The following is a 19698-nucleotide window of genomic DNA, read 5'->3' as shown; positions in this document are numbered from 1 at the left end:
CCGCATGAGCGAGACCTATGACCCCCCTCAAACCCCGCTGGATATCTTGCACGAAGACGCGCAACTCATTGTGGTGAACAAACCGTCTGGCCTGCTTTCGGTGCCGGGGCGTGGTGAACATCTGGCGGATTGTCTTCTGACGCGGGTGCAGGCGGCTTTTCCCCAGGCATTGCTGGTGCATCGGCTGGACCGGGATACATCCGGTGTCATGGTTTTTGCCCAAACGCCCCATGCACAGCGCAACCTGAGTATGCAGTTCGAACAGCGTCAGACACGCAAAACCTACGTCGCTCGTGTCTGGGGGCGCTTGGAGCCAAAGACCGGCACAGTGGACCTGCCTTTGATTGTGGACTGGCCCAACCGGCCCCGACAAATGGTCTGCCATGACACCGGAAAGCCTGCGCTCACCGATTGGCGCGTTGTAAAACATGAGGGCGAAACAACGCGTGTGCGCCTGTTTCCCAAAACCGGACGGTCTCATCAGTTGCGGGTTCATATGCAGGCGCTGGGTCATCCGATTCTGGGTGACCCGTTTTATGCAACGGGTGCGGCGGCGGATTTCCCAAGGCTGATGCTGCATTCGGAAGAACTGCGCCTGAAACACCCAGAAGGCGGGGTTTCAATGAAATTTCGTGCCGGGGCCGATTTTTGAAGAATTCGCATCCCAGTTGGCGGCTAATTGCCGATCTCACTGGATTGTTGCTTGAGACCCAACACCCTGGCCGTGATATACTGGGGAAAACCAAACGCACCTGACAAACGGGTGTTTGAGCAGAAGGTGATATCATGACGATTTCCAAGTTTATTCTGGCCACGGGGCTGAGTTCGGTTCTTGTTCTGTCGGCTTGCACAGATCCAGGTACGTTGTCGGTGCAAAGCGATCCAAACCAAAATACCAAGCAAGGCGCCGTTCTGGGCGGTCTTGTCGGGGCGGGCATAGGGGCGATTGCCAACAACTCGAACCCCGGTCTGGGCGCGCTGGCAGGGGCCGCAATTGGCGCTGCTGGTGGCGGTCTGATCGGCAACCAGCTGGACAAACAGGCGGCAGAGCTGCGTCAGCAATTGGCAAATGACGGGATCACCATCGTTAATGCGGGTGACCGGCTGATTGTGACTGTTCCTAACGATATTACCTTTGACACCGACAGTTCGACCGTGCGCCCGGCGCTACGATCTGATCTGGTGAAAGTGGGTCAAAATCTGGTCAATTACCCCAATTCGAACGTGCAGATCATCGGTCACACAGACAGCGACGGTGACGCGGGTTACAATCAAGGGCTGTCTGAACGTCGCGCCAATGCGGTTGCGGATGTCCTGCAGGCTAATGGTGTCAGCTATAATCGCATCACAACAATCGGTCAGGGCGAGAACAATCCTGTGGCATCGAACCTGACACCGGAAGGCAAGGCGCAAAACAGGCGGGTTGAAATCGTTGTTGTGCCCAGCGGAAACGCGTAACGCGGATTAAACATTTTGCACGGGGTCGCCTTTGGCGGCCCCGTTTGCGCATTGACTGTGCGTCAAATGGGGTTTGGAACAGGTCCAACTCGGGCTAGTTTTCCAGAAATCACAGAAATGGAGTTCCCCTAGATGTCTCAACCCACTCTCCTTGGTCTGTCTGGATCCCTGCGTCAGGATGCGACCAACCGCAAGCTTTTGCGGGAAGCGGCCCGGTTGTTTGATCCGGCCCACTTTGTCGAAGCAGACCTGAACTTGCCCCTTTATGACGGGGATCTGGAAGAGGGTGAGGGCATACCGGCAGCGGTGCAGTCTCTGGCAGATCAAATCGCACAGGCTGACGCGGTAATTATCTCGACGCCGGAGTACAATAAGGGTCCATCTGGCGTTCTGAAGAACGCGCTGGACTGGGTCAGCCGCACTCAGGGTAACCCTTGGGCCGACAAACCGGTTGCGGTCATGTCGGCGGCAGCGGGTCGTGCAGGCGGTGAGCGGGCACAGATGATCCTGCGGTCGTTTATGGTGCCCTTTCAGCCACGCATTCTGCAGGGGCCTGAAATCCATCTGGCGAACAGTTCGAACGAGTTTGACGAGCACGGAAAACTGGCCTCTGACCGCTATGAAAAGTCACTGCACAAACTGATGCAGAAACTCCGTGCCGAGGCTGGTTTTTGAAACTGGCTCGCGTATTGGGCATGGCACGTTCGGGCTGGCTAGCCTCAAAGGGTGGTGTTGGGTATATGCGTCCATCTCGTAGAGTGCATCGATTACAATGAGGCGTCGGGTCGGAAATCTTCGGGGATTTCATCCCGGTTTTCCAGCATCAGATCAGCCATGACCTCGGCGATCTTGGGGGCCATGCCAAACCCGATCTTGAACCCGCCATTTGCGATGAACTGCCCCTGATGCAATAGATGTGCGCCCAGCATTGGCGCGCGGCTTTTACTGCGGGGGCGGACACCAGCCCAGCGTTCTATTACCTCGGCCCCGTGCAGCAGCGGCAGGGCACGCGTGGCGCGGTCAATCACGTCGTCCAGAGCGCTGTCTGTGCTGGTCGGATCGTCATACTCCCGCTCCGAGGTTGATCCGATCGCCAGTGTTCCGTCCGCGTGGGGCACAATATGTATAGCATCGGCAAAGAGCTGCGGGACCTCACCCGCGTCAAAGCGCAACAGGGCAGCTTGCCCTTTGACGCCGTTGCCAACGGTCTTGCCGTAGGCATCGTTGAGCTCTTTTAACCCGGCAAGGCCAGTTGCGTGTACAACCTGTCCTTTGTTTTCCGCATCATTGACAACGTGAACGCCCATAACCTCAAGGGCGGCAACAAGCGCGGCGCAGGCTCGCCGGGGGTGCATCCGTGCGGTCAGAGTGTCCCGGATGACAAATCCGGTGGGGCTGGGCGGGCACCACGCTCCAGCTTGCGCGGTGGTGATCACGCGCCATTCGGCCTGACCTTGCCAAAGTCTATCTGCCGTACCTTCGCGCTGCCGCGCAAGGTCAAGGCTGCGGGTATCCGAGATGGGTTGAAGGCGACCCAACCGACCATAACCGGAGGAAACGCCGCCGGTTTCTTCGACTTGCCGCCAGAAAGCTTCAGCCATGATCAGGCTTTCGAACTGAAAGGCTTTCTTGGCGTTCCAGTTTTCAGGTACATGCGGGGCCAATGCGCCGACCAGACCGCCGCTGGAGCCGGCTCCGGGGCCGAATGGATCGACAACCTGCACTTTCGCGCCGCGCCGGGCGCAGGTCCAGGCAATGGACAGGCCGAAAATGCCTGCACCGCGAACTGTAACATCGACCATTGCCAATTCCCTTTTCCTTGTTCAGTGTCGCGCCGCTTAGCTACAGGATTCCCCGATGGCAGACCAGCGTGCCAAATTGACTTGGACCGAGGATCAGATACCGGTCTCGGATCGTTTCGATGATCCCTATTATTCGCTGCAGAACGGGCTGGAAGAGACGCGACACGTGTTTTTGGCTGGCAATGATTTGCCTGCGCGCTTCACACCTGGATTTCACATTGCCGAGCTGGGTTTTGGCACGGGCCTGAATCTGCTGACCGTTTGGTCTGAGTGGGAGAAATCAGGTCAAACAGGACCCTTGCGGTTTACCAGTTTCGAAGCTTTTCCCATGGCCGCGAAAGATATGCAGCGTGCGCTTGAAGCCTTTCCCGAATTGCAAGCGTGGAGCAGCCGGTTTCTTGCGCATTGGACGGGCCGCGATTGCACGCTTGAAACCCTCGCGTTTGAGCTGATCATCGGAGATGCTCGTGAGACTTTGCCGAAATGGGCCGGAATAGCAGATGCCTGGTTTCTTGACGGGTTTTCGCCCGCCAAGAATCCGGAACTATGGGGTGCAGACCTGATGCAGGAGGTTGCAAACCACACCGTTACAGAGGGGACCGCCGCCACATATACCGCCGCAGGCTTTGTGCGCCGAGGGTTGGAGGATGCCGGGTTCGACATCACCCGCGCGCCCGGCTATGGCCGCAAGCGACATATGACGCGGGCATTCAAAGCATGACACAAAAGAACAACGTTGGCGCAGGCATCGCCTTAATGGTGGGCGCGACAATTGTCTTTGCCCTACAGGACGGAATCTCGCGCCATTTGGCCGGGACCTACAACACCTACATGGTGGTTATGATCCGCTATTGGTTCTTCGCGGCGTTTGTCATAGCGATAGCCGCGCGCTCTGCAGGCGGTTTGAGGGCCGCGACGCAAACAAATCAGTTGGGTCTGCAGATCACCCGGGGCGTGTTGTTGGCCGCAGAGATCTGCGTCGCGGTCTTCGGCTTCACTGTGCTTGGACTGATCGACAGCATGGCCATTTTCATATGTTATCCTTTGCTTGTCGCCGCACTCAGCGGGCCGGTTCTGGGCGAACAAGTCGGATGGCGGCGGTGGAGCGCGATTGGAGTGGGGTGTATCGGCGTTCTGATCATTTTGCAGCCCGGCGTTGGGGTATTTGACCCATGGGCGATCATTCCCCTGATTTCCGCCCTGATGTTTGCGATCTACGCCTTGTTGACACGTTATGCCGCGCGTCAGGACAGCACAGCCACCAGCTTTTTCTGGACCGGCGTCTCAGGCGCAGTTGCAATGACTCTGGTCGGTATGTGGTTTTGGGAGCCGATGGTCCCCGCCGACTGGGGCTGGATGGCGTTGCTGTGTGTAAGTGGTGCATCCGGGCACTGGTTGCTGATCAAGTGCTACGAGATGGCCGAGGCCAGCGCGGTGCAGCCCTTCGCCTATTTCCATCTGGTCTGGAGCGCGATTCTGGGGATCTCGGTCTTTGGCGAGATGCTGCGCCCCGAAGTTGTCGTAGGCGCAGCAATTGTTGTGGCCGCAGGGCTGTTCACCTTATGGCGCGAACGCCGCCAGAGATGATCCGATCAGCTCCTGCGAGAACGGGACCGGAAGCGCGGGCTGCCCCAATCGGGCCCGGTAAACCGGCAGGCTTTCGGTCACGCGCATCACGTAGTTGCGGGTTTCACTGAACGGAATTGTCTCGATCCAGTCGACGATATCGATCTGGCCCGCGCGGGGGTCGCCAAAACGTTCCATCCACGAGATCGGTCGCCTTGGCCCCGCGTTGTACCCGGCCGCCATCATCACTACGTTGCCGTTGAAATCAGCGGCCAGTCCAGAAAGGTAGTTGGCCCCCAGCTTGGCGTTGTACTGCCAATCCGTGGTCAATCGGCCGGTTTTGTGGCCACTGAGAATGCCCAGCTCACCTGCGACCAGCTTGGCTGTTGCAGGCATCACCTGCATCAGGCCGCGCGCTCCCGCGCCACTAATGACGACAGGATCAAACTCGCTTTCGCGTCGCGCAATCGCCAGCGTCATTTCCTTGGCCATAGGCAGGCGCATATCGGCCACCGGATGCATCGGGTAATATGCTGCGGGCAAAACAGTGCCTGTGGTCGCTGCCCGCTTGGCGATCATAACCGCCAGGTGCGGCTGTTTCAGCTCGATGACCAAGTCGCCAAGTTGATTGGCCTGTACCGGATCAAGGCTTTCAACCAGATGGGTCAGGAACCTCTCGGACAGGTTCGCCTCTCCGGCCTTCAGCAGCAGCAAGCCTGCTTCCAAAACACTGGAATCGGCAAATTCTGCCTGCCGCCAATGCGGTGCGCGGCGTGGGTTGGCCAGCTCTGTGTCAAACGGCCTTCCTATCTGTTCCGCAGCAAGCAAGCCGTAGAACGAAGTCTGGTAGTCGGCCCCTGCGGCATACGCGTCATATGCTTTGTCCGCATCCCCCAACGCAGCATAAGCCCGCCCAAGCCAATAGCCGCCGCGCCCCTTCGAGATTGGGGATCGGACCGCGTCCGAGAAGTTTTGGAAATGCCGTACAGCCGTGGCTGGGTCATTCAGCTTACGCAGCGCCAGAAACCCTGCCAGCCACTCCAGATCCGCATATCCATAGCCCATTTCAGGTGTCATGTGGTGATTGGCGGCGACGTCGTAAGCTCGTGCCAATCGTCCAGACCGCATCTCAAGCCGTGCCAGACGGCGGCGCCCTTCGGCCCATTTGTCGGGTTCGCCCAAGGCATCCGGGCCAGTCGAACGCGCCAGCATAAGGTCAATGGCACTGTCATCCAGTTCCTTCCTGTCCCGCCAGACAAACCGATCAAAGGCAAGCCCAGGCGCATCCTTTAGCGATTTCGGAACCGCCGCGACTTTGCTGTCCACACCAGGCTGGCGCTTTTGCAAGGCGATCCGCGCCTCTGCCAACTTGCGCTGATCGGCATTGACCAGCGACAGCATTTGGCCGGAACTGACCAGATGACCATCCCACAACATTCGGTCCAAACGTGCGGTGTGATGCGGTTTCAACAGCTTCGCAAAGTTTTCCAGATACGTCTTCTGCAACCCCGAACCCATCGGCATGGTCCGCCACGCGGTGACGATATCCGCTTCGGCGTCTCCGACGCGCCCCTTTGCTTTCAGAGCGATTGCATAGTTCAAAGCACCTTCAGCAGTCTGAGGGGGCATGTCAGAATAAAACTTCAATACCCTGTCAGGATCGGCGCCGGTAAAGACCGGTTCGCTTTTGCGGCGCAACCATGCAAGTCCGGGCCAGTCCGGACGGCGTTCAAGAAACACCAGCACATCGCCCGAGCTGCCGAACCCTTCGCGCAGCCAGTGCCAGACGATGATATCGCGCGATACGGACCCGCGCTGGCCAGACACACGCAGCGCGGCGTTCCAGTCGCCCTTGCGCATTTCATAAAGACCTGCGCGCAAATCACCTGCGGCATCCGCCCGCGCAAGCTGCGGTGCCGTCACTGAATACACAATCACAGCAATCAACAATGCCAGAAAGCGTGTCATCCCTTGCATTTCCCAACCAACCGAGGATAGAGCCTGTGAGGATAAACCGTGCGTCGCCGGGATCAACTCACAAAGCTGGAAACGTGAGGGACCGAGGCGCAAAAACCGCAAATTGCACCTTAAAGGAGCGTGTCATGTTCAAAGGCTCAATGCCAGCCCTCGTCACCCCGTTCAATAACGGCGAGTTGGACCTGAAGACGCTCAAACACCTTGTGGATTGGCAGATCACCGAAGGCTCGACCGGTCTGGTGCCGGTCGGAACCACGGGCGAGAGCCCCACGCTCAGCCATGATGAGCATGAAACGGTGATCGAAGAGGTTGTGAAAACAGCGGCGGGCCGCGTTCCGGTCATCGCCGGGGCCGGATCGAACAATACGGTCGAGGCTATTCGGTTCGTGCAGTTCGCCGAAAAGGTCGGCGCGGACGCAGCGCTGGTCGTCACCCCCTATTACAACAAGCCGACCCAAAACGGCCTGATCGCACATTTTCAGGCTCTGCACGAAGCTGCGAATATTCCGATCATCATCTACAACATTCCCGGACGGTCCGTTGTCGATATGACACCCTCTACAATGGGTGAGTTGTCGAAGCTGCCACGCATCGTTGGAGTCAAAGACGCCACGGGCGATCTGGCCCGTGTCAGCCAACAGCGCGCGACCTGTGGCTCAGATTTCTGCCAGCTTTCCGGTGAAGATGCGACGGCGCTTGGTTTCAATGCTCATGGCGGTGTTGGCTGCATCTCGGTCACCGCAAACGTAGCCCCCAGGCTCTGTGCCGAGTTCCAACAGGCCACACTGACCGGGGACTATGCAAAAGCGCTGGCCTATCAGGACAAGTTGATGCCGCTGCACGAAGCCATCTTTATCGAGCCGGGCCTTGTTGGCGCCAAATACGCACTCAGCAAACTTGGTCTCTGCAGCACCGAGGTCCGTTCACCTTTGACCGAGCTTGAGGACAGCACCAAGGCCGCAATTGAAGCCGCAATGGCACATGCCAGCCTGATCTAAGATGGACCCGAGATGACAAAAGGGCGGCCTCGAAGCACGAGAGCCGCCCTTTTCATTTTACGGGTCCAGACTTCATCTGGCTATAAATACCTCGGGGGAGGCGCGGCTTGCCGCGTCGGGGGCAGAGCCCCCTTTAACGTTTCCCGTAGTATAGCCCTACGACATGTTCTGCTTGCGCAAAGAACAACCAGCGTGACGTCGCCACACCCGCCAGATGCGACGCTACGGCCAGCAACGCGAAGACGTGATTGAATGGTAAAACCAGCAGCAACACCGGCAGCAAAAAGGCCAGAACAAACGAGATGATCCGCAGCTTCTCGGCATGTTTGCGACCGACTACGTGCACAAATTCCCGCAGCAGATAGTTGGTTCCGGTATGCGGTGGTTCAAAGGCGCGGACGGATCCGCGCGCGCCAAGACCAGTCGCGGTGCCCAGATCGGTTCCCGAGGATGTAAACGCCTGATCCCCTTTGCGCCAGTACAAGATCTGTACAAGCGCGGCGATCAGAAGCAGTGGAATAGCAACGCTTGTTTGACCAGCCAGCAATGCACCACCCGCCAAGCTAAAGCTAAGGAACATCACTGGGGTCAGGTTCATGTTCCAGCGCGGGATGGTTTTGAGCTGTGTGTAGATCATCGACGTGGTGAAAACAGTTGCCAGCGAGAACAGCGCACCGATCAAGCCCAAAAGGCTCCACTTCTGATCCAGAAATACCAGACCAAGCGCGTAGAGGCCCATGAAAATCAGGGCCAGAACAGCGCACCAGCCTTCGCGGCTGAGCCAACTGGTCTTCCATTGGGTAAAGGCTTTCCAAGCGCGCTCCGGGTGGCCCAGATGGAACGTTGATGCCATCAGCCCGCCGACAGCCAACGCATAGGCGATAGCAAAGAAGACAAAAGCTATCCAGCCCGAGACGGCTGGAAACCCGAGGCCCAGGAAGACCAACAGGCCAAAACCCAGTCCGGACAAAGTGGTGAAGATAATGACGGAGGGTGCAGGATGCATCAGAGTTTCTCCAGCGTCTTGTCGAGCCAGCCGAGGAAACCTTTGGGTTCTTCAGCGACCGGCGCCAACAGGGGTGCCAATATGTCGATTTGGTCTTCAACCGTATCCTTGGGGCGCGGCGGCAGGTATTTGTTAACGGGTTTGGTGCCCATTTCGGGCATCAGATCCATGCCACCCCGGTCTGCAACCAGCTTGCTGACGTCGCTGTCAGGATCGCCCAGATCGCCAAAGTGCCGAGCACCAGCGGGGCAGGTGCGTACACAAGAAGGGACACGATCCACCTCTGGCAGGTTTTCGTTATAGATTCGGTCAACGCAGAGCGTACATTTTTTCATGACGCCTTCGGCCTGATCCAGCTCGCGCGCGCCGTAAGGGCACGACCAAGCGCAGAGGCCGCAGCCGATGCAGTCGCTTTCGTTCACCAAAACGATGCCGTCTTCAACACGCTTATAGCTGGCACCAGTCGGGCAGACGGTGACGCAGGGCGCATCTTCGCAATGCAGGCACGACTTAGGGAAGTGGATCAACTGAGCGTGACCTTCCGCAGGTTGCACTTCGTACGAATGCACCCGGTTCAGGAACGTGCCCGAGGGGTTGGCGCCATAGGCGTCCTGGTCGGACAGAGGCGCGCCGTAGTTTTCGGTGTTCCAGCCTTTGCACGAGATCACGCAGGCGTGGCAGCCCACGCAGGTGTCCAGGTCAATGACCAGACCCATCTTGCGCTCGGTGGATGTGGGGAGCTGGGTCATGACTGCCTTGCCTCCGCGATTGTTGTGAGGGCGGGCTGGGGCTCAGCCCCAGACCCCGAGGTATTTTGGGCCAGATGAAAAGCGGATCGGGTCATTTTCCCACCTTCCACGCCAGGTCTTTCGGACCTTGGCCAACTGGTGATTTGATCGGTGCAAATTCCGGCTGGCTTTCTGCATCTGAAGGCGGTGCGGCCTTTTCGAGTTTGACTTTGAGGTCAAACCAAGCGGCCTGACCGGTGATCGGGTCGGAATTGGCCCAGCGCAAACCGTCGCCCTTTGCTGGCAGAAGCTCGTGGATCAGGTGGTTCAGCAGGAAACCCTTGGTGGCTTCGGGCGCGTCCTCCTGCAGGGCCCAAGCGCCTTTGCGTTTGCCGATGGCGTTCCAGGTCCAGACGGTGTTGTCGTTCAGTGCCGCCATTTCCATGACCGGGACCGTGATCTCTCCGTGCGGAGACGTCACCTTGGCCCAATCGCCGTCCTGCAGCCCGTGCTCGCGCATCAGCTTGGTCGGCACGTAGAGCGGGTTGCGCCCGTGCAATTGGCGCAGCCAGGCGTTCTGGGTGCCCCAGCTGTGATACATCGCCATCGGGCGTTGGGTCAGGGCATTGACGGTGAAGCCCTCGTTGCCAGTCTGATCGGTTTCGTACCAGATGGGCATCGGGTCCAGCGTCTCTTTTATGCGCGCGCGCAGATGATCCGGCGGTTGACGTTCGCCATGGCCTTCGGCGGCCAGCTGGAATTTGCGCATCGGTTCGGAATAAAGCTGGAACAGGTAGGGTTGCGGGCTGTCATAGATGCCCATGTCTACGGCCCAGTCCTGATAGGCAGTGTTCCACGGCTTGTAATAATCCGCACCCTGAGGGATGTGGGCCACGTAGAAGCCGCCGTTTTCGATGTAGCGGTTCAACTGGTCCGGGTTGACCTCGCCCCGACCTTCCTTGTCGCCGTTCTCGCCCCGGAACCCAGCCAGCGGGCCGATGCCCGGTTTGCGTTCGTGGTTCACGATGTAATCGGCATAGTCCGTCCACTTGGCACTGCCGTCTTCATTGGTGAAGCCGGGCAGGCCCATGCGGTTGGCCAGATCGATCAGCACCGACTGGAACCCGCGTACGTCGCGATCAGGTTCGATTACAGGCCAGCGGATCGCGTCTGCGGCGGCTTCGGCCTCGCAGATGGGGCGGTCAAGCAGTGAGATACAATCGTGGCGTTCCAGATAGGTGGTATCTGGCAGGATCAGGTCGGCATAAGCCACCATTTCCGAACTGTAGGCATCGGAGTAGATGATGCGCGGGATCACGTAATCGCCGTTCTCATCCTTGTCGGTCAACATCTCCATGACGCCCTTGGTGTTCATGGTCGAGTTCCACGACATGTTGGCCATGTACATGAAAAGCGTATCGATCTTGTAGGGATCACCTGCGTGGGCGTTCGAGATCACCATATGCATCAGCCCGTGGCTGGACATCGGGTTTTCCCATGTAAACGCCTTGTCGATCCTCGCCGGGCTGCCATCAGCCTTGAGTGCCAGATCATCAGGTCCTTGAACAAAGCCCAGATGCGGGCCGTCCAGCGGTGAGTTCGGAGTAACCTTGCAATGTGGTTTCGGGTGCGCCTCGACCGGTTTGGGGTAGGGCGGTTTGAAGCGAAAGCCGCCGGGAACCTCGACCGTGCCCAGCAGGATCTGAAGCACATGCAGCGCGCGGCAGGTTTGGAAACCGTTGGCATGGGCCGAGACGCCGCGCATCGAGTGCATGGCGACGGGCCGGCCGATCATCTTGGTGTGTTTTTCACCGCGGAAATCGGTCCATTCGTGATCCAACTCGAACGCTTCGTCGAAGGCGACGCGGGCCAGTTCACCTGCGATGGCACGGATACGCTGGGCCGGGATGCCGCACTGATCGGCGACATTCTCGGGGGCATATTCATCGCTGAGATACCGTTCGGCCATCAGGTGGAAGACCGGGCGGTGGGTGACGCCGTCTTTTTCGTAAGTGGCCGACAAGTCCGGGCGAACACCGGGCTTGTCAAAGGCAGTCAATTCACCGGTGACGCGGTCGATGACAAGCGGTTTGCCATCCTCATCCCGCAGGAACAAACCCTTGGTCGCGCCTTCGGACGCGTCGATCAGTACCGGTGCGTTGGTGTAGCGGCTGAGGTAGTCGAGGTCGATCTTGCCTGCTTTCATCAACACGTGAATCATAGACAGGATGAACAGCCCATCGGTGCCCGGTGTGATGCCGACCCAGTCATCCGCCACGGCGTTATAGCCCGAGCGGATCGGGTTGACACCGATGACCCGCGCACCTCGAGCCTTGATTTTGCCGATACCTATTTTGATCGGGTTTGAATCGTGGTCTTCCGCCACGCCAAACAACATGAACAGCTTGGTGTGGTCCCAGTCGGGTTGTCCGAATTCCCAGAACGCGCCGCCCATCGTATAGATGCCACCCGCAGCCATGTTTACGGAGCAGAAACCGCCATGCGCTGCGTAATTACATGTGCCAAAATTTTGTGCCCAGAAACTGGTGAAACTTTGGCTCTGGTCGCGGCCGGTGAAGAAGGCCAGCTTTTCAGGATTGTCCTCGCGGATCGGCTTCAACCAGCTGACGGCAAGTTCCAGCGCTTCATCCCAGCTGATTTCCTCGAACTCACCCGAGCCGCGCGGGCCAACGCGTTTCAGCGGCGCCCGCAGCCGCGACGGCGCGTTGACCTGCATGATCCCCGCAGAGCCTTTGGCGCACAGGACGCCTTTGTTGACGGGGTGATCCCGGTTGCCCTCGATATAGGCGACTTTGCCGTCTTTCATGTGCACGTTGATGCCGCAGCGGCAGGCACACATATAGCACGTGGTCTTGCGCACCTCGTCCGAAACTTTCGGAGATGTATCAAGGATCGGCTGCTGATGGGTCATTGGCGGGTCCTGTCGGTTGGGTTGGGAAGAATGTGTCAGTTTCTTCCCAATTTGAGAACACTGTTCCGAAAAACGGTGCGAATAAGTGCGTTACGTCTTTTTGGCTTGCAGGCAGGTCACAGCGATCATTTGAGTCACATCCTCGGCGGAGCATCCGCGCGAAAGATCGTTGGCCGGTTGGGCCAGCCCCTGAAGCACAGGACCAATCGCGGTGTAACCTCCCAGTCTTTGAGTGATCTTGTAGCCGATATTGCCCGCATCGAGATTGGGGAAAATCATCACGTTGGCCTGACCGGCGACGGATGATCCGGGGGATTTGCGTTCGCCGACCGAAGGAACAAAAGCGGCGTCAAACTGCAATTCTCCGTCGACGGACAGATCAGGTGCGGTCTGACGTAAAGTGTCCGTGGCTTCGATCACCTTGTCCACGTCCGGGTGTTTGGCGCTGCCTTTCGTCGAAAAACTGAGCATTGCGATTTTGGGATCGATCTGAAGAAGAGTCTTTGCCGAAGCGGCCGAGGCGATGGCGATTTTGCTCAATTCAGAAGCAGACGGATTGATGACCAGACCGCAGTCTGAATAAAGCATAGCCCGTGCGTCGGGTTGGGCATTTTCCGGAGGGTACATCAGAAAAAATGACGAAACCATTCCTGCATCGGGGGCCATTCCGATGACCTGAATTGCAGCACGGACAATATCGCCGGTGGTGTGCACTGCACCGCCAACCGTTCCGGTGGCGCGCCCGCTGCGCACCAGCATGGCGGCATAGACCGGCGCTGTTTCAACGGCAGCGCGAGCCTTGGCCAAGTCGACGCCCTTGTGTTTGCGCAATTCGTAAAATGTTTGGGTAAACTCCTCGGTCAGATCCGAGGTTGCAGGGTCATGCACCGCAACGTTCTGTGAAGGAGCAGCACCTTGGTCTTTCAGGGCTGCTTCGACTTCGGCTTGCGGGCCAACCAGAATAACATCGGCCAGATCGGCCTTTTGGGCGGCAAGCGCCCCCGCAACAACGCGGGGATCACTGCCTTCGCATAAAGAAATCACAGGACGGGTGGCCGGGGCGCGCTGACGCAACAGCTCGATTGGTGTTTGGGTCATGCGCGCTGGCTCCTGTTCTGCTTAGACGGCTTGCTCGCGCATGTCGTCGGCGTCGATACCGGCAACAGCTACAGGCTTTTTCATCGCGTCACGGCGGAAGGGCTCACCCAGTTCTTGGTTGATCAGAGCTTCGATCAGAGTGGTGATGCCGTTTTTCTGGTCTTCAATCGCCTGGTTCAGCGCATCGGTCAGCTCTTCCTGAGTGCGAGCGACAACGCCTTTCAGTCCACAGGCCTTGGCGATACCGGCATAGGAAACCTGAGTGTCCAGCTCGGTGCCGACGAAGTTGTCATCGAACCACAGGGTCGAGTTCCGCTTTTCCGCACCCCACTGGTAGTTGCGGAAAACGATCTGAGTCACTGCGGGCCATTCCGAACGGCCAATGGCGGTCAGTTCGTTCACGGCGATACCGAATGCACCGTCACCAGCAAAGCCGACAACAGGAACGTCTGGCTGGCCGATTTTCGCGCCAACGATGGCAGGCAGACCGTAGCCACAGGGGCCGAACAGGCCAGGGGCCAGGTACTTGCGGCCTTCTTCGAAGGACGGGTAGGCGTTGCCGATGGCGCAGTTGTTGCCGATGTCGGACGAGATGATCGCCTCTTTCGGCAGCGCGGCCTGGATTGCGCGCCATGCCATGCGGGGGCTCATCCAGTCAGGCTTGGCAGCACGTGCACGCTCGTTCCAGGTGGTGCCCGGATCGTCGTCTTCGTGGGTCATCGAGGTCAGTTCCTGTGCCCATGCGGATTTCTTCTGGGCGATACGGTCCTTACGCTCTTGACGGCCTTCGTCACCTGCAGTTTCGCTCAGGCGAGACAGGATGCCGGTGGCCACTTTGGCTGCGTCACCGATGATGCCGACGCTGACGTCTTTGGTGAGGCCGATACGGTCAGGGTTGATGTCGACCTGAATGATCTTCGCGTCTGCCGGCCAATAGTTGATGCCGTAGCCGGGCAGGGTCGAGAACGGGTTCAGACGCGTTCCCAGAGCCAGAACAACGTCTGCTTCCGAGATCAGCTCCATACCGGCTTTCGAGCCGTTATAGCCCAGCGGGCCAGCAAACAGCGGGTGGTTGCCGGGGAAGGCGTCGTTGTGCTGGTAGCCAACGCAGACCGGGGCGTCCAGACGCTCGGCCAGGGCTTTCGAAGCTTCGATGCCACCTTCGGCCAGAACAACACCGGCACCGTTCAGGATGACCGGGTTCTTGGCGTTCGAAAGCATTTCTGCAGCTGCCGCAACCGCATCTTCACCGCCTGCGGGACGTTCGAATTCCACGATCTTGGGCAGCTCGATGTCTACAACCTGGGTCCACATGTCGCGCGGGATGTTCAGCTGCGCCGGTGCGCTGGCGCGCTTGGCGTTCATGATCACGCGGTTCAGAACTTCGGCAACGCGCGAGGGGTCACGCACTTCTTCCTGGTAAGCAACACAGTCTGCGAACATGCGCATCTGCTCCATCTCCTGGAAGCCGCCTTGACCGATGGTCTTGTTGGCTGCCTGCGGAGTGACCAGCAGAACCGGAGTGTGGTTCCAGTAGGCGGTCTTAACAGCGGTGACAAAGTTGGTGATGCCAGGGCCGTTCTGCGCGATCATCATCGACATTTTGCCAGTGGCGCGGGTGTAGCCGTCTGCCATCATGCCGCCTGAACCTTCGTGGGCGCAATCCCAGAAGTTGATTCCAGCTTTCGGGAACAGATCCGAAATCGGCATCATTGCCGAGCCAATAATACCGAACGCATGTTCGATCCCGTGCATCTGCAGAACCTTAACAAAGGCTTCTTCGGTCGTCATCTTCATGTGAGTGCTCTCCAAACAAGTGGGTGAAACCGGGCAGATTGCCCGGGGTTTGATAAGGTTTTGGCGTATGGCCGCGACTGGCGTTAGGGCCAAAACGAAAGCCAGATTAGGTCCAGATGCCGCTTAGGCAGTCCGAATGGCGTCTGCGATCAGTTTGACGCCCGGCGCGATGCGCTCGGTCGAGATCGAGGAGTAACCGAGGCGGTAGAAGTTCTGAGGTCTGTTCCGCCCGGAGAAAAATGGCGCGCCTGGTTCAATATGAACACCTTGGGATTGCAGCTTTAATGCAAGTTGGGTCGTGTCTACTTGTTCGGGTGCTGACATCCACATTGAGGACCCGCCAATCACGCCACGTCCGGCCACGGTCAGCCCGCTTTCTTCTATGGCTGAGTTCATTGCCGTACGCCGCTCTTGCAAAGCTTTGGACATGCGCCGGATCTGCGCGTCGTAGTGACCCAGTGATAGAAAATATGCTGCTGTACGCTGTATGTGACCAGGCGGGTGACGCAGGACCAATGACCGAAGTGCACGTGCTTCACGGATAAAAGGTTCAGAGCCGACCATATATCCAAGTCGCAAACCGGGGAACAGCGACTTGGAAAAACTGCCGACATAAATCACGCGCCCATCCCGATCCATGGATTTGAGTGCTGGGGACGGCGCACCTCGAAAAGCCATTTCAAACTCGTAGTCATCTTCGACAACCATCGCATCCAGTTCGTGGGCTCGATCCAGCAGTTGGTTGCGGCGCTCGATTGGCATTGTCGCGGTGGTCGGGCTTTGATGGCTGGGAGTCGTAAAGATGACATCGGCGTCGTCAGGGATCGCCTCAGGCGGAAGCCCGTTTTGATCGACACTCAAGGGCGTAACCGCGCAGTCCCAATGGTTCAGTAGGCTCCGGAGCGCGTAGTAGCAGGGGTCTTCAATCACGGCGGAACGATTGTGAGTCAGCAAGATTCGCGACGCCAGCCAGAGCGCGTTCTGCGCGCCCAACGTGATCAGTATTTCTTCGGGGCGGGCGGTAATGCCGCGCCTGGGAAGGGTGTGGCGGGCGATGAACTCGACCAGAAGAGGGTCATCCTGATCCACGTAATCACCGGTTAGTGAATCGAAGTCCTTGTGTCCCAACGCGCGCACGGCGCACAAGCGCCAGTTGGCGTGATCAAACAAAGTCCGGTCAGCCTGTCCGTAAATGAACGGATAGCGGTACTCGCGCCAGTCGCTGGGTTTTGGCAGTACGTTGCGGTCCAGAAAACGACGCGCCAGTGCTTTGTCCCAGTCAACGGATTCTGTGCCGCGCTGGACAGGAGAGTATTTGGGTGGGACAGGAGCGTTATGCGAAACGTAGTATCCAGATCGTCCCTTAGCAGTCAGGTAGTCATTCGCCAGCAACTCTGTATAGGCCAGCGTTACCGTGATTCGACTGACGCCAAGGTGGGCGGCCAGTTTACGCGAGGAGGGTAGCTTTTCTCCTACGTGAAAGCGTCCTGACAAGATGCCCTCGGCAATCATCTGCTGGATCTGAGCCTGCAGCGTGCCCTGACCGTTGAGCTCAAGAAAGAATGTATCAACCGAAATCCCCATGCTTGCTTATAGGGTGGACTTAAGGGGTGTGCAATCTGGACTTACATGGGCGCGACGTATTTTCCGGGCCTGGGTTGACTAGAGGATTTATTTAAACTAAAAAACCAGAAATCTAGTTTAATGGAGGTGCCGCATGTGGGAAGCAGCAGCTGCCGGATTTTCCGCCATGGGCTCGGAGGCCCGGCTGAAGGTCCTCAAGACCCTGGTACGGGCTGGCGAGGCCGGTTTGACGGTTGGTGAAATACAGAGCAGGACGGGTATCGCCCCGTCGACCTTGGCCCATCACCTGCGGTTTCTTGCGGCCGGTGGTGTGGTTGAACAGGAAAAGATCGGGCGTACCACGATCAACCGGGCCAGTTACGATGAATTGAGAAACCTTGCGCAGTTCATTCTAAGCGAATGTTGCGCCGACGCGGTTGGAGAGGCTGCGAACGATGGCTGAATTAACACAAAACCCCAAAGTGACTGCCAAGGGCGTGATTGAACTGATCAAGACGCCGTGGGCATTGATCGTTGCAATTCTTGCGGCTGTGGCGGTCCTGGATCCAGGTAATCTGCGCGAAGTCATAACGTTTGCCGCCAAGGCTTTGGCGCATACAGGGCAATACATCCTGTTTGCCGTGTTGCTCTTGTCATACCTGAAGGCGACCGGTGCGGAAGTGATGGTGGCGCGCGCCTTTGAGGGGCGCGAGACCCGGATGATCTTTCTGGCTGCACTGTTTGGTGGGCTGGCGCCCTTCTGTTCTTGTGAGGTCATTCCATTTATCGCGGGTCTTCTGGCCCTTGGGGCGCCGTTGTCAGCGGTTATGGCGTTCTGGCTCAGCTCGCCCTTGATCGACCCGCCGACGCTTTTGATTGCCGCTGGTGCATTGGGATGGCCCTTTGCCATTGGCAAAGCCGTCGCGGCCGTTGCTTTGGGCCTGTTTGGTGGGTTCGCGGTGCGGCTGCTGATGCGCCAGGGTGCATTTGCCCAGCCTCTGCGCGAATACAAACCGGTTGGATGCTGCGGATGCGGTCCAAAACTGGATGACAAGCCAGTCTGGAAATTCTGGCAGGAGCCTGAGCGACGCGTTCGGTTCCGCTCGGAATTCGTGCACAACGGCTTGTTCCTGTTAAAATGGCTGGCTCTGGCCTACGTGCTCGAAGCCCTGTTGGTCAACTACGTACCTGCCGACCTCATCGCTGGCGCGGTTGGTGGGGAAGGTGTGCTGCCCATCGTTGTCGCCGCTTTGGTGGGAATGCCGGCCTATCTGAACTCGTACGTCGCACCGCCACTGCTGGCCGGTTTGATGGAGCAAGGAATGACAGCAGGGGCAGCGATGTCGTTTATGGTTGCTGGTGCCGTCAGCTCGATCCCGGCGATGGCCGCTGTGTGGTCGCTGGTCAAACCCCGCGTGTTTGCGACCTACCTGAGTCTTGGTGTGGGTGGTGCGATTTTCGCAGGTATCATCTTTCAGATGGTATAAATACAAAAGCCGCCCGACGTGAGGGCCGGGCGGCTTTATTACACGGGTTCAACCCATCAGTTGTCTTCGCACAGGTGTGGCAGTTTGAACCTATACCGGGCCTCGCCACTTTCGACATATACGCGTTTCTCGATACAAGCCGTTGTGCCCACGGTTTGGGAAATTTGCCCTTCGGTCGACGTGATTGAAGTAGCAGATCCATCCGGCAACCGAACCGAGGCGATGACTCCGTTTTTAAGATCTCCGTTCACCGCAGTCGCAGTCAAAACCGGTACTGTCAGGAAGGCTTCGTGCTCGTGTTCACCTTCGTCACCCAGCAGAAACAGGAACGTGACAATAGCGATCATGACAACGCCGCCAGCCAAACCAAGACCCCAGGTTTTGAGGAAGGCATAAATCGAGACGGCGCGATGCGGGCCAAAAACAGCGGAAAAAACGTTAAGCATGGCTAGTCCGTAAAAAAGCCCCAGCCGTACCGGCCAGGGCTGATTTTGGATTATGGGCGAAGATCATCTTCGTCTTCGTCATCCGCCCCACCTTTGGGAAGGTTGAAGAAGCTGTCGGCATCGATGACCGGCTCTTCGTCTTTTTCTTCTGCTGGCTCGTCGGACAGCGAGAAGGTTTCGAGCCCTTCAATGGCTGTCGGAATCTTCGGCGCGGCATCCATTTCCAGAGACTGTTCGGTCGAGACCAGTTTGCGACGCTCATCATCGCTCATCACACCGCCTTCGGCTGCTTTCTTGGCGGCTGCTTTCTGAACGGCTGTGTCCAGCTCAGATTGTTTGCAAAGGCCCAGAGCAACCGGGTCGATAGGCTGCATGTTGGTGATGTTCCAGTGGGTACGCTCGCGGATCGACTGGATTGTCGGTTTGGTGGTGCCCACCAACTTGGCAATCTGGCCATCGCTGAGTTCGGGGTGGAACTTGACCAGCCACAGGATCGAGTTCGGACGGTCCTGACGCTTGGACAACGGGGTGTAACGCGGACCACGGCGCTTTTCTTCGCCAGCGGCCGAAGGATTGAACTTGAGCTTCAGCTTGTGAAGCGGGTTGTTCTGCGCCGCGTCGATCTCGTCCTGCGTCAGCTGGTTGTTGGCGATCGGGTCAAAGCCCTTAACGCCAGCAGCGACATCACCATCGGCGATGCCCTGCACTTCCAACTCGTGCATTCCTACGAAATCCGCGATCTGCTTGAAGCTGATCGTGGTGTTGTCCACCAGCCATACGGCGGTTGCCTTGGCCATAAGCGGTTTTGCCATCAGCCCGTCTCCTATACATACATCTGTC

The 19698-nt window shown here is 58.1% G+C and carries 18 protein-coding genes; 8 read left to right on the top strand and 10 right to left on the bottom strand.

The genetic code is table 11. From position 1 onward, the window contains the following. Positions 1–4 precede the first annotated feature (4 nt). The 3 genes from GOV85_RS16680 (at position 5) to GOV85_RS16670 (ending at position 2133) form a co-directional block, all read left to right on the top strand. Entirely contained in the window at positions 5–652 is a 648-nt protein-coding gene (locus tag GOV85_RS16680; RefSeq protein ID WP_171180192.1) for an RluA family pseudouridine synthase, read from the top strand. A 134-nt stretch (positions 653–786) separates the two neighbouring features. Continuing rightward, on the top strand, positions 787–1458 hold the full coding sequence (locus GOV85_RS16675) for an OmpA family protein (RefSeq protein WP_171180190.1): 672 nt from the start codon (positions 787–789) through the stop codon (positions 1456–1458). 132 nt (positions 1459–1590) lie between these two features. Beyond that, positions 1591–2133: an NADPH-dependent FMN reductase gene (locus tag GOV85_RS16670; protein WP_171180188.1), complete on the top strand. Its 543-nt coding sequence runs from the start codon at positions 1591–1593 to the stop codon at positions 2131–2133. 92 nt (positions 2134–2225) lie between these two features. On the opposite strand, the gene GOV85_RS16665 is transcribed toward GOV85_RS16670, so the two are convergent. Further along, positions 2226–3260, bottom strand: coding sequence for an FAD-binding oxidoreductase (locus GOV85_RS16665; protein ID WP_171180186.1), 1035 nt, complete (start codon positions 3258–3260; stop codon positions 2226–2228). Positions 3261–3315: 55 nt separating this feature from the next. Here GOV85_RS16665 and mnmD point away from each other — a divergent pair, with 55 nt between their 5' ends. Beyond that, entirely contained in the window at positions 3316–3981 is a 666-nt protein-coding gene (mnmD, locus tag GOV85_RS16660) for a tRNA (5-methylaminomethyl-2-thiouridine)(34)-methyltransferase MnmD (protein WP_171180184.1), read from the top strand. Continuing rightward, complete coding sequence (locus tag GOV85_RS16655; RefSeq protein WP_171180183.1) at positions 3978–4847, top strand: DMT family transporter; 870 nt, start codon at positions 3978–3980, stop codon at positions 4845–4847. Before mnmD ends, GOV85_RS16655 begins: the two co-directional genes overlap by 4 nt. On the opposite strand, the gene GOV85_RS16650 is transcribed toward GOV85_RS16655, so the two are convergent. Then, positions 4821–6794 (bottom strand): lytic transglycosylase domain-containing protein, encoded by a 1974-nt coding sequence (locus GOV85_RS16650; RefSeq protein WP_171180181.1) that lies wholly within the window; start codon positions 6792–6794, stop codon positions 4821–4823. The two genes, GOV85_RS16655 and GOV85_RS16650, sit on opposite strands and share 27 nt — an antisense overlap. Positions 6795–6928: 134 nt before the next feature. Here GOV85_RS16650 and dapA point away from each other — a divergent pair, with 134 nt between their 5' ends. After that, on the top strand, positions 6929–7801 hold the full coding sequence (gene dapA / locus GOV85_RS16645; RefSeq protein ID WP_171180179.1) for a 4-hydroxy-tetrahydrodipicolinate synthase: 873 nt from the start codon (positions 6929–6931) through the stop codon (positions 7799–7801). 133 nt (positions 7802–7934) lie between these two features. Here the strand turns inward: dapA and GOV85_RS16640 are convergent, their stop codons facing one another. The 6 genes from GOV85_RS16640 to GOV85_RS16615 form a co-directional block, all read right to left on the bottom strand. Further along, complete coding sequence (locus GOV85_RS16640) at positions 7935–8807, bottom strand: DmsC/YnfH family molybdoenzyme membrane anchor subunit (RefSeq protein ID WP_171180177.1); 873 nt, start codon at positions 8805–8807, stop codon at positions 7935–7937. Then, a complete protein-coding gene (locus tag GOV85_RS16635; RefSeq protein WP_171180175.1) occupies positions 8807–9556 on the bottom strand; it encodes a 4Fe-4S dicluster domain-containing protein in 750 nt (249 codons plus the stop codon). Before GOV85_RS16635 ends, GOV85_RS16640 begins: the two co-directional genes overlap by 1 nt. A 91-nt stretch (positions 9557–9647) precedes the next feature. Continuing rightward, the gene (locus GOV85_RS16630) at positions 9648–12467 is read right to left on the bottom strand and encodes a molybdopterin oxidoreductase family protein (RefSeq protein ID WP_171180173.1); all 2820 of its coding nucleotides are present in this window, start codon (positions 12465–12467) and stop codon (positions 9648–9650) included. Positions 12468–12557: 90 nt separating this feature from the next. Then, the gene (gene pta / locus GOV85_RS16625) at positions 12558–13565 is read right to left on the bottom strand and encodes a phosphate acetyltransferase (protein WP_171180170.1); all 1008 of its coding nucleotides are present in this window, start codon (positions 13563–13565) and stop codon (positions 12558–12560) included. 21 nt (positions 13566–13586) lie between these two features. Beyond that, positions 13587–15362 carry a sulfoacetaldehyde acetyltransferase gene (gene xsc / locus GOV85_RS16620; protein WP_171180169.1) on the bottom strand — a complete coding sequence of 592 codons (1776 nt, stop codon included), beginning with the start codon at positions 15360–15362 and terminating at the stop codon, positions 13587–13589. A 123-nt stretch (positions 15363–15485) separates the two neighbouring features. Continuing rightward, on the bottom strand, positions 15486–16946 hold the full coding sequence (locus GOV85_RS16615) for a PLP-dependent aminotransferase family protein (RefSeq protein ID WP_171180166.1): 1461 nt from the start codon (positions 16944–16946) through the stop codon (positions 15486–15488). Positions 16947–17079: 133 nt separating this feature from the next. Between GOV85_RS16615 and GOV85_RS16610 the strand changes: the two genes are divergently transcribed. After that, the gene (locus GOV85_RS16610; RefSeq protein ID WP_171180164.1) at positions 17080–17388 is read left to right on the top strand and encodes a helix-turn-helix transcriptional regulator; all 309 of its coding nucleotides are present in this window, start codon (positions 17080–17082) and stop codon (positions 17386–17388) included. Beyond that, a complete protein-coding gene (locus tag GOV85_RS16605) occupies positions 17381–18412 on the top strand; it encodes a permease (protein ID WP_171180161.1) in 1032 nt (343 codons plus the stop codon). Before GOV85_RS16610 ends, GOV85_RS16605 begins: the two co-directional genes overlap by 8 nt. A 56-nt stretch (positions 18413–18468) precedes the next feature. On the opposite strand, the gene GOV85_RS16600 is transcribed toward GOV85_RS16605, so the two are convergent. Both GOV85_RS16600 and GOV85_RS16595 read right to left on the bottom strand, forming a co-directional pair. Next, entirely contained in the window at positions 18469–18858 is a 390-nt protein-coding gene (locus GOV85_RS16600; RefSeq protein WP_171180160.1) for a hypothetical protein, read from the bottom strand. A 50-nt stretch (positions 18859–18908) separates the two neighbouring features. Beyond that, complete coding sequence (locus GOV85_RS16595) at positions 18909–19670, bottom strand: DUF1013 domain-containing protein (protein ID WP_171180158.1); 762 nt, start codon at positions 19668–19670, stop codon at positions 18909–18911. Positions 19671–19698: the final 28 nt, after the last annotated feature.

Origin of the sequence: Ruegeria sp. HKCCA4633, assembly GCF_013034605.1 — a bacterium.
Lineage (GTDB): Bacteria > Pseudomonadota > Alphaproteobacteria > Rhodobacterales > Rhodobacteraceae > Ruegeria.
Note: the sequence above shows the minus strand (reverse complement) of the source record. Positions and strands in the feature narration are given on the sequence as shown.

Excerpts from the sequence above, each read along its gene's own strand:
- GOV85_RS16680 (WP_171180192.1), top strand. The coding sequence starts at position 5 with ATGAGCGAGACCTATGACCCCCCTCAAACCCCGCTGGATATCTTGCAC.
- GOV85_RS16675 (WP_171180190.1), top strand. The coding sequence starts at position 787 with ATGACGATTTCCAAGTTTATTCTGGCCACGGGGCTGAGTTCGGTTCTT.
- GOV85_RS16670 (WP_171180188.1), top strand. The coding sequence starts at position 1,591 with ATGTCTCAACCCACTCTCCTTGGTCTGTCTGGATCCCTGCGTCAGGAT.
- GOV85_RS16665 (WP_171180186.1), bottom strand. The coding sequence starts at position 3,260 with ATGGTCGATGTTACAGTTCGCGGTGCAGGCATTTTCGGCCTGTCCATT.
- mnmD (WP_171180184.1), top strand. The coding sequence starts at position 3,316 with ATGGCAGACCAGCGTGCCAAATTGACTTGGACCGAGGATCAGATACCG.
- GOV85_RS16655 (WP_171180183.1), top strand. The coding sequence starts at position 3,978 with ATGACACAAAAGAACAACGTTGGCGCAGGCATCGCCTTAATGGTGGGC.
- GOV85_RS16650 (WP_171180181.1), bottom strand. The coding sequence starts at position 6,794 with ATGACACGCTTTCTGGCATTGTTGATTGCTGTGATTGTGTATTCAGTG.
- dapA (WP_171180179.1), top strand. The coding sequence starts at position 6,929 with ATGTTCAAAGGCTCAATGCCAGCCCTCGTCACCCCGTTCAATAACGGC.
- GOV85_RS16640 (WP_171180177.1), bottom strand. The coding sequence starts at position 8,807 with ATGCATCCTGCACCCTCCGTCATTATCTTCACCACTTTGTCCGGACTG.
- GOV85_RS16635 (WP_171180175.1), bottom strand. The coding sequence starts at position 9,556 with ATGACCCAGCTCCCCACATCCACCGAGCGCAAGATGGGTCTGGTCATT.
- GOV85_RS16630 (WP_171180173.1), bottom strand. The coding sequence starts at position 12,467 with ATGACCCATCAGCAGCCGATCCTTGATACATCTCCGAAAGTTTCGGAC.
- pta (WP_171180170.1), bottom strand. The coding sequence starts at position 13,565 with ATGACCCAAACACCAATCGAGCTGTTGCGTCAGCGCGCCCCGGCCACC.
- xsc (WP_171180169.1), bottom strand. The coding sequence starts at position 15,362 with ATGAAGATGACGACCGAAGAAGCCTTTGTTAAGGTTCTGCAGATGCAC.
- GOV85_RS16615 (WP_171180166.1), bottom strand. The coding sequence starts at position 16,946 with ATGGGGATTTCGGTTGATACATTCTTTCTTGAGCTCAACGGTCAGGGC.
- GOV85_RS16610 (WP_171180164.1), top strand. The coding sequence starts at position 17,080 with ATGTGGGAAGCAGCAGCTGCCGGATTTTCCGCCATGGGCTCGGAGGCC.
- GOV85_RS16605 (WP_171180161.1), top strand. The coding sequence starts at position 17,381 with ATGGCTGAATTAACACAAAACCCCAAAGTGACTGCCAAGGGCGTGATT.
- GOV85_RS16600 (WP_171180160.1), bottom strand. The coding sequence starts at position 18,858 with ATGCTTAACGTTTTTTCCGCTGTTTTTGGCCCGCATCGCGCCGTCTCG.
- GOV85_RS16595 (WP_171180158.1), bottom strand. The coding sequence starts at position 19,670 with ATGGCAAAACCGCTTATGGCCAAGGCAACCGCCGTATGGCTGGTGGAC.